This is a genomic window from Streptomyces sp. NPDC049915 (assembly GCF_040656475.1).
Classification (GTDB): domain Bacteria; phylum Actinomycetota; class Actinomycetes; order Streptomycetales; family Streptomycetaceae; genus Streptomyces.
On sequence record NZ_JBFAMH010000022.1, the window covers coordinates 49,169 to 60,840 of the forward strand.

General features: G+C 73.2%; 10 protein-coding genes. 9 read left to right on the forward strand and 1 reads right to left on the reverse strand.

Features of this window, described 5'->3' with window-relative positions; all coding sequences use genetic code 11:
• Window positions 1-13: 13 nt before the first annotated feature.
• The 6 genes from AB0J12_RS29585 (at window position 14) to AB0J12_RS29610 (ending at window position 4,330) form a co-directional block, all read left to right on the forward strand.
• Window positions 14-769: an SDR family oxidoreductase gene (locus tag AB0J12_RS29585; RefSeq protein WP_363267574.1), complete on the forward strand. Its 756-nt coding sequence runs from the start codon at window positions 14-16 to the stop codon at window positions 767-769.
• Window positions 769-1,089 (forward strand): antibiotic biosynthesis monooxygenase family protein, encoded by a 321-nt coding sequence (locus tag AB0J12_RS29590; protein WP_363267576.1) that lies wholly within the window; start codon window positions 769-771, stop codon window positions 1,087-1,089. Before AB0J12_RS29585 ends, AB0J12_RS29590 begins: the two co-directional genes overlap by 1 nt.
• Entirely contained in the window at window positions 1,079-1,402 is a 324-nt protein-coding gene (locus AB0J12_RS29595) for an antibiotic biosynthesis monooxygenase (RefSeq protein ID WP_363267577.1), read from the forward strand. Before AB0J12_RS29590 ends, AB0J12_RS29595 begins: the two co-directional genes overlap by 11 nt.
• Before the next feature lie 66 nt (window positions 1,403-1,468).
• Window positions 1,469-2,356, forward strand: a complete 888-nt coding sequence (locus AB0J12_RS29600; protein WP_363267578.1) for an NAD(P)-dependent oxidoreductase — start codon at window positions 1,469-1,471, stop codon at window positions 2,354-2,356.
• 4 nt (window positions 2,357-2,360) lie between these two features.
• Window positions 2,361-4,019 carry an FAD-dependent monooxygenase gene (locus tag AB0J12_RS29605; protein ID WP_363267579.1) on the forward strand — a complete coding sequence of 553 codons (1,659 nt, stop codon included), beginning with the start codon at window positions 2,361-2,363 and terminating at the stop codon, window positions 4,017-4,019.
• Window positions 4,016-4,330, forward strand: a complete 315-nt coding sequence (locus AB0J12_RS29610; RefSeq protein WP_363267580.1) for an antibiotic biosynthesis monooxygenase family protein — start codon at window positions 4,016-4,018, stop codon at window positions 4,328-4,330. Before AB0J12_RS29605 ends, AB0J12_RS29610 begins: the two co-directional genes overlap by 4 nt.
• Before the next feature lie 992 nt (window positions 4,331-5,322).
• Here the strand turns inward: AB0J12_RS29610 and AB0J12_RS29615 are convergent.
• The gene (locus tag AB0J12_RS29615; protein WP_363267581.1) at window positions 5,323-6,789 is read right to left on the reverse strand and encodes an MFS transporter; all 1,467 of its coding nucleotides are present in this window, start codon (window positions 6,787-6,789) and stop codon (window positions 5,323-5,325) included.
• 222 nt (window positions 6,790-7,011) lie between these two features.
• Between AB0J12_RS29615 and AB0J12_RS29620 the strand changes: the two genes are divergently transcribed.
• Genes AB0J12_RS29620 through AB0J12_RS29630 form a run of 3 tightly spaced genes read left to right on the forward strand, consistent with a single transcriptional unit; the run spans window position 7,012 to window position 11,629 of the window.
• Window positions 7,012-8,850, forward strand: coding sequence for an asparagine synthase-related protein (locus AB0J12_RS29620; protein WP_363267582.1), 1,839 nt, complete (start codon window positions 7,012-7,014; stop codon window positions 8,848-8,850).
• The gene (locus AB0J12_RS29625) at window positions 8,847-10,052 is read left to right on the forward strand and encodes a Xaa-Pro peptidase family protein (RefSeq protein WP_363267583.1); all 1,206 of its coding nucleotides are present in this window, start codon (window positions 8,847-8,849) and stop codon (window positions 10,050-10,052) included. The genes AB0J12_RS29620 and AB0J12_RS29625 overlap by 4 nt, the downstream gene beginning before the upstream one ends.
• An 8-nt stretch (window positions 10,053-10,060) precedes the next feature.
• Window positions 10,061-11,629 (forward strand): multicopper oxidase family protein, encoded by a 1,569-nt coding sequence (locus tag AB0J12_RS29630; protein ID WP_363267584.1) that lies wholly within the window; start codon window positions 10,061-10,063, stop codon window positions 11,627-11,629.
• The last annotated feature ends 43 nt before the right edge of the window (window positions 11,630-11,672 follow it).

Sequence of the window (11,672 nt, forward strand, 5' to 3'; positions counted from 1 at the left end):
TTCGGAGGAACCCATGGATCTCGGCCTCAAGGGCAAGAAGGCCCTGGTCACCGGCGGCACCCGCGGTGTCGGCCGGGGCGTCGTCCTGGCACTCGCCAACGCCGGCGTCGACGTCGTCACCTGCTACCAGCGCGACAGCGAGTACGTCGCCTCCCTGGAGCGGGAGCTGAAGGAGACCGGCGGCGACCACCACGTGCTGCGCGCCGACCTGTCGAAGCCGGAAGAGATCGCCGGCCTGCTCGCCCAGGTCCGCGAGATACACGGCGACCGCCTCGACCTGCTCGTCAACAACGCCGGCGCGATCAGCCACATCCCGTACGCCGAGCTGCCGCTGGAGGAGTGGCAGCGCGTCCTCGCCACCAACGTCACCGGCGCCCACCTCGTCATCCAGCACGCGCTGCCGCTGCTCGGCGCCGGCTCCTCGGTGGTGTCGATCGGCTCGCGCGCCGTGGAGGCAGGCATCCCGCTGCGCGCCCACTACACCATGACCAAGGCGGCCCTGGCCGGCCTGAACCGCTCCCTGGCCAAGGAGTTCGGCCCGCAGGGCATCCGCTTCAACATGCTCGCGCTCGGCGTCATCGAGACCGAGAACTTCCACGCCATGCCCGCCGAGCAGCAGAAGCTGATGTCCGAGCGGTACGGCGCCAAGACCGCCCTCGGCCGGCTCGGCACCCCCGACGAGGTGGCGGGCGCCGTGCTGTGGCTGGCCAGCGACCTGTCCCGGTACGTCACCGGCAACACCATCGGCGTCGACGGGGGGATCTCCTGATGACCTTCCGCGTGATGCTCCGCATGGAGATCGAGCCGGGCAAGGAAGCCGACTTCGAGCAGGCGTGGCTCGCCGGCACCGAGGCGGTCACCGGCCACCCCGCGAACCTCGGCCAGTCGCTGGCCCGCGAGGACGGCCCCGGCAGCACGTACGTCATCGTCAGCGACTGGGTGGACGAGCCGCGCTTCCGCGAGTTCGAGGACAGCCCGGCCCACCTGGAGCACCGGGCCACCCTGCACCCGTACCGCAAGGGCGGCACCTTCCACGTCATGGAGGTGCTGCACGGCATCGACGGCAGGGCGGCCGCCCATGCCCGGTGAGCGCGGCGGCGAGGTCCGGGTGGTGGTCTACCAGGCCGCCTACGACGACGCGCAGCTCACCGCCGTCCGCGAGGCCTACCACCGGGTCAGCGAGCGCTTGGCGGGGGTGCCCGGCATGCTCGGCAACGAGCTGCTGCGCAGCCCCGCCGACCCCACCGCGCTCGCCGTGATGAGCCGCTGGGAGTCCCTGGAGGCCTTCCGCACCTGGGAGGCCGGCTCCGGCCACCGCCAGGACACCGCCCCGCTGCGGCCCTTCCGCGACACCCGCACCGGCGTCCCGTTCGCCGTGTACCAGGTGGACGCCGCGTACTGAGCACACGGCGTGCGCGTCCCCCTCCTCGGCCACCCGCCCAGCGACCACAAGAGAAGAGAACTCACCATGACAGAGCGTCAGTTGGCGTTCATCGGCCTCGGCAACATGGGCGGCGGCATGGCCCGGCGGCTGCTGGAGACCGGGCACACGCTGACCGTCTTCAACCGCACCGCGCACAAGGCCGCGCCCCTCGTCGAGGCGGGCGCGCGGCTCGCCGACGCCCCGGAACGGGCGGCGGCCGGCCACCGCCTGGTCCTGCTCAGCCTCAGCGACGAGAAGGCCGTCGAGGAGGTCCTGTTCGGCCGGGTCGTCCCGGTGCTCGCGCCCGGCACCGTCATCGTGGACACCTCCACCGTCTCGCCCGGCTACGCCCGCGAGGCCGCCGCCCGCCTCGCCGAACGGGGCCTGCGCCGGGTCGAGGCCTGCGTCGTCGGCAACCCGCTCCAGGCCCGCAAGGGAGAGCTGCGGGTGTTCGTCTCCGGGGAGCCGGAGGACCTGTACGAGGCCCGCCCCGTCCTGGACGTCCTGGGCAGCGAGGTCGTCCACGTCGGCGCACCCGGCACCGCCACCAGCCTCAAGCTGATCCTGAACCTGCTGCTCGGCGCCCAGGTCGCCGCGCTCGCCGAGGCCGTCGCCTACGGCACCGCGGCCGGCCTGGACCGCGACCAGCTGATCGGCGTCGTCTCCGCCAGCGGCTTCAGCTCCGTGGTGATGCGCTTCCGCGCCGACCTGATGCTCAAGCGCAGCTACGAGCCGGCGTTCTTCCGCTCCGAACTCATGGAGAAGGACATCCGCATCGCCATGGAGGCCGCCGCCGAGCAGGGGTCCGCGATGCCCGTGCTGGCCTGCGTGCGCGAGCGGTTCGCGGAGGTGCTCGCGGCCGGCGACGGCGACAAGGACGCCTCCGTGCTCGTCGAACACCAACCACGGCACCTGGCACGGCAAGGAGGGTGAGACTGTGCTGAGCACCACCCGGAGCACGCTCCGGAACACCGATGTCCTCGTGGCCGGCGGCGGGCTGGCAGGTCTGTCCACCGCCGTCTTCCTGGCTCAGCAGGGCGTGGACTGCCTGCTGCTCGAGCAGCGCCCCGAACTGTCCGGGCACCCCCGCGCCCGCGGCGTGCACCCGCGGGCGATGGAGCTGATGCGCGCCGCCGGTGTCGAGGACGAGCTGCGCGCCATGCCCTCGGCGCGGCTGCTCGCCGGCAACTCCGGTGTTATCGCCGCCCGTTCACTGGCCGGGCCGGAACTGGCCGTGCTGGATGAGAAGTACGTCATGGACGTGACCGCCGACGTGGGCCCGCTGTCCCCGACCGGCTGGTGCCTGTGCCACCAGGGCGAGCTGGAGGACGTGCTGCGCGGCCGCGCCGAACGGCTCGGGGTGGCCCTGCGGTTCAGCACCGAACTGCTGTCCTTCACCCAGGACGACGAGGGGGTCACGGCGCGGGTCCGGGACCGCACCACGGGCGTCGAGCGCACCCTCAAGGCCCGCTACCTCGTCGCCGCCGACGGCGCGCACAGCGGTGTCCGCGACACGCTCGGCATCCCCTTCGACGGCGAGACGCTCGGCCACTACGTCAACATCCACTTCCGGGCCGATCTGACCGAGCCGCTCGCCGGCCGCCGGTTCCTGCTGTGCTACACGGCCGGCGAGGAGGTGCGCGGCGCGCTGATGCCGCTGGACAACGCCTCCGACTGGCTGCTGCACGTCGCGTACGACCCCCGGGAGAGCGACCTGGAGTCGTTCACCGAGGAGCGGTGCGCGGACCTGGTGCGGGCGGCGACGGGCGTGGCGGACCTGCGCCCGCGCATCCGGTCCGTCTCCCCGTGGGAGGGCGCGGCCCGCACCGCCGGACGGTTCCGCGAGGGGCGGGTGTTCCTGGTCGGTGACGCCGCCCATGTGATGCCGCCCAGCGGCGGCTTCGGCTCCAGCACGGGCATCCAGGACGCGCACAACCTGGCCTGGAAGCTGGCCGCGGTCCTCGACGGCTGGGCGGGTGCGGGGCTGCTCGACAGCTACGACGAGGAGCGCCGGCCGATCTGCGAGGCCACGGTCGAGCAGGCCGCCCTGCGCTCCAAGGACCGGCCGCGGCTGACCGAGCCGGGAGAGCACCGGTCCGTGCACCCGGGCATCGTCGAGGACGCCCTGGTGTGGCTGTCCTGGCGCTACCGCTCCTCCGCGGTGACCGCCTGGGACGAGGGCGTGCTGCCGGGGTACGGCGTGTGGTCCGCGGAGAACGACGGACGGCCCGGCAGCCGGGCCCCGCATCTGCGGCTGCGGCGCGGCGGCGCCGAGCTGTCGGTGCTGGACCTGTTCGGCGACCGGCCGGTGCTGCTGACCGGGCCGGACAACCGGGACTGGCAGGAGGCGGCCCGGGCGGTCTCGCACGAACTGGGCGTGCCGCTCGCGCTGTACGGCATCGGTTCGGAGCTGACCGACGTCGACGACCGCTGGCCCGAGCTGTACGGGGTGACGGCGCGAGGCGCGGTGCTGGTCCGGCCGGACGGCGTGGTGGCGTGGCGCTGCGCGGACGTACCGATCTTCGCGAAGAACACGCTGAGCGGGGTCGTGGCCCGGCTGCTGGGCAAGGACGCGGGAAAGGACGAGGAGCAGTGACCCACACGGTGATCCTCCGGATGGAGATCTTCCCGGAGAAGTCGGCGGACTTCGAGCGCACTTGGCGGGAGGTGGGCGAGGCGATCTCCCGCGAGCCGGACAACCTGGGCCAGACGCTGGTGCGGGACACCGAGCAGGAGGGCGTGTACTGGGTCCTCACGGACTGGACGGACGAGCCCCGCTTCCGCGCCTTCGAACTGAGCCCGCAGCACGTGGAGCACCGCCGCAGGCTGGCGCCGTACCGCCGGGACGGCGCGATGAACGTCACCGAGGTGATCCACCGCATCAGGCCCGTGGCGGCCACCACCTGACACGGACCGCCACGCAAAGGGCGCCGGCCGCGAGGAACGTTGCCTCGCGGCCGGCGCCCTTTGCGCGCACGGCGGGGCCTGCAGCCGGCCGGGGGCGGTACCAGGGGTGCGACAGCGGCCGGTGCGGGACCCCGGCGGGTGGCGCCCCGGGCCTTGCCGGCCGGGCCGGTGCGGTGCCCGGGGCACGACTTCGGTTGGTGGCGGGAGGCCGGGTGCGGGGATGGGCTCCCGGGCGGGCGACACCCCCGCCGCGGCGCTGCCGGTCGAGGCGGCGGTTCGGCTGAGTCGTGCGCCGTCCCTGCCGGTCACGGGATGCGCCGCCCGGCGGCGCCGCACACGGCACCGGCTTGCTGCCGGGCTCACCGTCCTGCCGTCGTCCGTGCCACCGGCGCGGCGGACCCTGCTTCGTCACCACCGGTGGTCGGGCGGGCGGTTCAGGCGGGCGTGGGCCCGGCTGCCGGTACCGGTGCCCGGTGCATGGCGGAACCCGGCCGCCGGTAGGCGACCGGGTGGGGGAGAGGCCGGCGCAAGGCGCCGGCTGGGAGGGGCGGCTGACCGGGAGCCCCGGTCCGGGCGAGGCGGCCGGGGAGGTGGCCCCGACCGGGAGGTCCGTGTCCGGAAGGGGGCCGCTCGGCCGGGAGAGGCTCCGGTCCGCGTGAGGCGTGTGGGGGCGCGGCGGCCGGGAGACGTCCCCCAGGGGATGCCCCGTCCGGTGCCCCGTTCGGGAGGCGTGTCCATTCCGGAGGGCGTCGGGCCGGGAGAGGCCCCGTCCGCGTGAGGCGTCTGGGGGTGGCCGGGAGACGCCCCCGTCCGGGAGACGCCCTGGGAGACGCACCTCTGTCAGGGAGGCGCCCCCGGCCGCAAGCCACCTCAGGCCGGGAGGCACCCGCCCTGGGAGACGCCCCGTCCGGAGACGCCCCTGGGGATACGCCCCCGGCGGGGAAACGCCCCGTCTCCTACAACGCCCCCAGCCGGGAAACGCCCCCGTCGGGTCAGCCCGGCAGGGTTTCCCGGACTGTCGGTTTCGGGTCGGTGGTGTGGGGGGCCGGCGGGTGGTGGGGCGGGCGGGGGAGGCCGAAGCGCAGCAGGGCGAGGGCCAGCAGGGACATCGTCAGCTGGCAGGCCAGGGCCCAGCCGATCGCCGTCGTGGAACCGGCGGCGCCGCGGGAGAGACCGTAGAAGACGGAGCCGACCAGGGCCACCCCGAAGGCGTTGCCGACCTGGCCGAACGTGGAGAACACCCCGCTCGCCGAACCGATGCCGCCGCGCGACATCGCCGAGAGGGTGATGTTGTACAGCGGCGGGCTCAGCAGCCCCATGCCGGCACCGCACAGCACGAGCCCGGGCACGATGTGCAGCGGTCGCAGCGCGGAGCCCTGAGCGACCGTCAGCCACAGCAGCACCGCCGTGCCGAGCGTCATCAGCACCGAGCCCGCCTCCAGCAGGCGCCGTCCCAGACGCCCCGTCAGCGGCACCGACGCACCCGAGGCGACCGCCGCGGACAGCGCGAACGGCAGCAGCGTGAAGCCCGTCTCCTTCGCGCTGAAGCCGAGCCCGTCCTGCAGATGGACGACGTACACCAGGAAGAAGGACGCGACGGAGCCCATCACCAGGAAGTTCACACTCGCGCCCGCCGGGAAGGCCCGCCCCCGGAACAGGTCCGGCGTCAGCAGCGGTGTGCGTCCGGCGCGCTCGGCCCGGCGCTGCAGCGGGGCCAGCCCGGCGAGCACCGCGAGGCCCACCAGGGCCAGCGGCATCACCAGCCACGGGCGGCCCGTCTCGCGGCCCTCCACCAGCGGAACCAGGAGCAGCAGCAGGCCGGCCGTGGCCACCCCCACACCGGCCGGGTCGAGACGCGGGGCGCGGGCCGGCGTCTCGGCCGGCAGCCACAGTGCGGCGAGCACCAGGGCGATCGCACCGACGGGCAGGTTGACGAGGAAGACCGCGCGCCAGCCCAGCCCGAACAGGTCGGCGTGCGCGAGCAGTCCGCCGAGCACCGGCCCGCTGCACGTGGCCGCCGCGATCACGGCCGCCTGCACCCCGAAGGCGGCGCCGCGCCGGGGCTGCGGGAAGAGCAGGATGATCACCGGGGCGATCTGCGGGGCCAGCAGCGCGGCCGACAGCCCCTGCAGCACCCGCGCGGTGATGAGCACCCCGGTGCCGGGCGCGGCGGCGCACAGCGCGGAGGCCGCGGTGAACGCGACGATGCCGGCCAGCACCAGCGGCCGCCGCCCGTAGGCGTCACCGAGCCGGCCCGCGGTGACCAGCAGCAGCGCGAAGGCCAGGCTGTAGCCGGCCAGCAGCCACTGCACGGCCGCGTCGGACGCGCCGAGGCCGTCCTGGATCGACGGCGCGGCGACGCTCACCACGGTCACGTCGAAGGTGTGCAGGAATCCGGCGAGCAGGACCGCGCTCAGCGCCAGCCAGGAGCTGCGCGGCACGGTCGGTCGGGTGGTCACGTACGCCTCCTCGAAATCCACGGACGGGGGCCGCCACGGTGCACCGCCCGCGCGGAGTCCGGCTCGAGGATCGTTCGCGTCGGCGCCCGGCCTGCGCTGTCCACTGCGCCTCGAGCGGGGTGCGTCCGCCGCGCGACCGTGCCGCCGGATGCTGCCGGACGTACCCATCAGCACAGTCAGACCTATTCATCAGCGGTCAGACGCAGGACGAGAGGTGACGGCGTGTCCGGGCTTGTTGGCTGGATCGACTTCGATAGGGACCTGCGCAGGCATCGGCCGGTCGTCACGGCGATGGCGTCCACCCTGGCGCAGCGCGGGCCGGACGGGGAGGCGGTGTGGACCGGCGAGCACGCGGCGCTCGGCGTCCGGCTGCTGCACATCGACGGGGTGGCCGAGGAGCAGCCGTACGTGCTGCCGGCGGGCGAGCACGACATCGTCGCCTGTGTCACCGGCTGGCCCACCGGCACCGAGGCGGTACGCGCCGACCTGGCCGCGGCCGGGGTCCGGCTGCCCGCGTCGGCGGGGCCCACCGCCCTGGTGGCGTACGCCTACCGGGAGTGGGGGGCCGACTTCCTGCCGCGGCTCAACGGCGCCTGGGCGGTGGCGATCTGGGACGGCCGCACCGAGGAGATGGTCCTCGCCCGCGACCACCTGGGCGGGCAGCCCCTGTACTGGACCCGTACCTCCACCGGCATGGTGTTCGGCTCCGAGCGCAAGGTCCTCCTCGCGCACCCGGAGGTGGACCCGGTGGTCGACGCCGCGGGTCTGCGCGAGGCGGTCTCCCAGGCGCTGCCGCACGGCGGCATCTTCTCCGGCTTCGACCGGGTCGGCGCCGCCGAGGTCGCCCGCTGGGGCCGGGACGGCCGGCTGCGCCGCCACAAGTACTGGTCCATCTCCACCCAGCCGCACACCGACGACTACGACACCACCGTCGCGACGGTCCGCGAGATCCTGGCGCGCAGTGTCGAGGAGAACCTCACCGACGACCCCTCGCAGCTGCTGGTGATGCTCTCCGGCGGCGCGGACTCCTCCGCGGTCGCGGGCCTGGCCGCCGACTCGCTGGCCCGTTCGCAGCGGGGCAGCCTGCGCGCGTTCACCATCGAGTTCAAGAGCAGCGAGTTCCGTGCCGACGTGATGCGCTCCACGCACGACACCCCGTTCGCGCAGGAGGTCGCCACGCACATCGGCGCCGATCACACCGTGCTGGAGCTGGAGACGGGGGACATCCTCGACCCGATCGTGCGGGTGGGCATGCTGAAGTCGAAGGACTTCCCGACCCGCCAGTACGACATGGACACCGCCCAGTATCTGACCGTGCAGGCGGCCGCGCAGGAGGGCCGCCGGGTGGTGTTCGCCGGGTACGGCGGCGACAAGTACTTCCAGGGCGCCACCTGGTTCACGCACAAGGACCTGGTGCTCTCCGGCACGTTCCCCTGGGTGGCGCTGGCCCAGAAGTTCGGCGCGAAGAACGGCTTCGGCACCGGCCTGTTCCACGCCGACGCCCTCGCCGCGCTCGGCTTCCAGGAGTACTACCGCGACGTGTACGCCACCGCGGTCGCCGAGGTCGAGTACCTGCCGCACGAGGACGAGTGGCAGCGGCACATGCGCCGCGTCGCCTACCTGATGAACACCCGCTTCGGCATCGACGCCGGTTCCTACTCGGCGGCCGGCCTTCAGCTGCGTACCCCGATCAACCATCCCGAGCTGGTGCAGTACGCGTACAACATCCCCAACGAGATGCACAACCGGCGCGGCATCGAGAAGGGCATCCTGCGCGCGGCCGTCGCCGATCTGCTGCCGCAGTCGGTGCTGGACCGGCACCGCAGCGCCTCCCCGGTCTCGAACCACCCCGACTACCCGGCCGGGCTGCAGCGGGCGATGAAGGCGGTGCTGGCCGACCCGCAGGCGCCGGTGCGGCAGATCCTGGACGTGGAGGCGGCCGGGCAGGTCGTGGCGAGTCTGGAGCGGCTCACCAAGGACCGCATGGCCCGCGCCGACGTCGAGCTGATGCTCCAGCTGAACCTGTGGCTGGACCACTACCGGGTGAGGCTGGCCCTGTGACCGGCGCCGGCACGCGCGCGCGGCGGCTGGCCCGGCTCATGGACGAGGCGGGCCTGGACGTCCTGGTCGCCACCTCCGCGGAGAACGTCCTGTATCTCACCGGGATCTCCAGCGTCGGCGGCCAGAACCACCCGTACGCCAGCCGCGCCCTGGCCGTGGTCACCCGGGAGCGGCCGGACGCCCCGTACTTCGCGAGTTCGCGCGGTGACGTCGACCAGTTCCTGGACGCGACCACCGCGCTCAGCGGGGTCGTCGCCTACGGCGCCTTCCACCGGGTGCTGCCCGAGGGGCTGGAGCTGAGCGCGCGCGAGGAGCGGTTCAAGCAGATCGGGGTGGACGCCGCGCCCGCACCGGACGCCCTGGCCGCGCTGGTGCGCATCCTCACCGAGGCCGGCGCGGCAGGCGCCCGTATCGGCGTGGACGAGAACGCCGCCCCGCCCGGCTTCCTCGAGCGGCTGGCCGAGGCCCTGCCGGGCAGCGCGGTGCGCCCCGCGGCGGCCGTGCTGCAGCAGGTGCGCAAGGTCAAGTCCGAGGCGGAGCTGCACCGGATCGCGAAGGCCGCCGCGCTCGCCGAGGACGGCATCCGGGCGGCCCTCGGCATCGCCGCGCAGGGCGTCACCGAGCAGGACATGGTGCGGGAGTTCGAGACGACCGTGGCGCGGGGCGGCGGCCGGTCGCGGTTCACCCTGATCAAGTTCGGCCGGGACGGCGTCCTGGGGCAGACCCGGCCCTCCGACCGGCCGCTGCGCCGTGGCGAGTCCGTCTGGTTCGACGTCGGCTGCACCTACCAGGGTTACTGGTCCGACATCGCGCGCACCGCCAGTTTCGGCGAGCCCTCCGCCCGTCTGTCCGCCGTGTACGCGGCGATGCTGGCCGGCGAGCAGGCCGCCCTGGAGGCGGCCAAGCCCGGCATGACCGGCGGCGAGCTGTTCGACCGCACCGTGGAGGCGGTCCGGGCCGCCGGGGTGCCGCACTACCGCCGCCATCACGTCGGCCACGGCATCGGCGCGGAGATCTACGAACCCGTCCTGATCACACCCGGCAACGCCGACGTCATCGAGGACGGAACCGTCGTCAATTCCGAGACCCCGTACTACGAGTTCGGTCTGGGCGGCGTCCATGTAGAGGACCCGTTCGTCGTCACCGAGGACGGCAACCGGTTGCTGACCACGCTCGGCCGCTCGCTCATCGTGATCGACTAGGAAGGCACATGACTCTTTCGCGACGCCGCTTCATCGGTGCCGTCGGCGCCGGCTCCACCGGGCTGATCCTGCCCTTCGCCGCAGGCTGCGACAACGCCGGACACAGCGACGGGGCCGTCCAGTCCGGCGACGTGCCGCTGCCGGCCCGGTTCAGCCTGCCCTTCAAACGGCCGCCCGTCATCCAGCCGACCTCCTCGGAGGGCACGACGGACTACTTCGACGTGCGGGCCTTCACCACCAAGGCGGAGATCCTGCCCGGCGTGCAGACCGAGATCTTCGGCTACAACGGCACCTTCCCCGGACCCACGTTCAGCGTCCGCAAGGGCCGCACCGCCGTCGTGCGGACCCGCAACGACCTGCCCGTTCCGATGGTCACCCATCTGCACGGCGGCAAGACGCCCGCCGAGAGCGACGGTTACCCCACCGACTACCTGCTGCCCACCTCGGGCTGGACGGCGTCCGCGCACACGATGCACCACGCCGGCATGGCGATGGCGGGCGCCACCGCGCAGGGCACCCGGAACTACACGTACCCGAACCTGCAGCGGGCCTCCACGCTCTGGTACCACGACCACCGGATGGACTTCACCGGGCCGCAGGTCTGGCGCGGGCTGGCCGGCTTCTACCTGGTGCACGACGAGGAGGAGGACGCGCTGCCGCTGCCCAAGGGCGACCGCGACGTCCCCGTGATGATCATGGACCGGGCCTTCAACTCGGACGGCTCCCTGGCCTATCCGTCCATCGACCCGACCCTGAAGACCACCCCCGGCGTCACCGGCGACGCGCACAACGGCATGACCGGCGACGTCATCCTGGTCAACGGCGTGCCCTGGCCCCGCTTCGAGGTGCAGGGCGCCCGCTACCGGCTGCGGCTGCTCAACGCCTCCAACTCCCGCCGCTACCGCGTCCGGCTGGATCCCGAGCCCGGCTCGGGCGACCCGTTCACGCTGATCGGCAGCGACGGCGGACTGCTCGCCCAGCCGCAGGGCATGAACTCGATCTACATCGTGCCGGGCGAACGCTTCGACGTGATAGTCGACTTCGGCCGGTACGCCCCCGGCACGAAGATCACCATGACCAACAGCCTAGGCGACGGCTCGACCGCGGAACTCATGCAGTTCGTCGTCGGCGCCAAGGCCGGCGACGACACCTCCGTCCCCGCCAGGCTCTCCACCCTCGAGCGGCTCGACCCGGCCAAGGCCGTGCGCACCCGCTCCTTCACCCTGGCCAGGAACAGCGAGAGCGGCCACTACGTCTACAAGATCAACGGCTACCCCTTCAGCACCGACCGCAGCTGGGCGGACATCAAGCGGGGCGACATCGAGATCTGGGAGTTCTCCTCCACCACCCACCACCCCATCCACCTGCACCTGTCACCGTTCCAGGTGTACAAGCGGGGCGGCTCCACCACCCTCGAACCCGAGGACGTCGGCTGGAAGGACACCGCGCGGCTGGCCCCCAACCAGAAGCTCAGCGTCCTGGTCCGCTTCAGCGACTACACCGGCAAGTACGTCTTCCACTGCCACAACCTCGAACACGAGGACATGGCGATGATGGCCAACTTCACGGTCACCTGATCCCTCCTCCTGCCGAGCCGAAAGGGCCGCCGCTCCCTCCCCG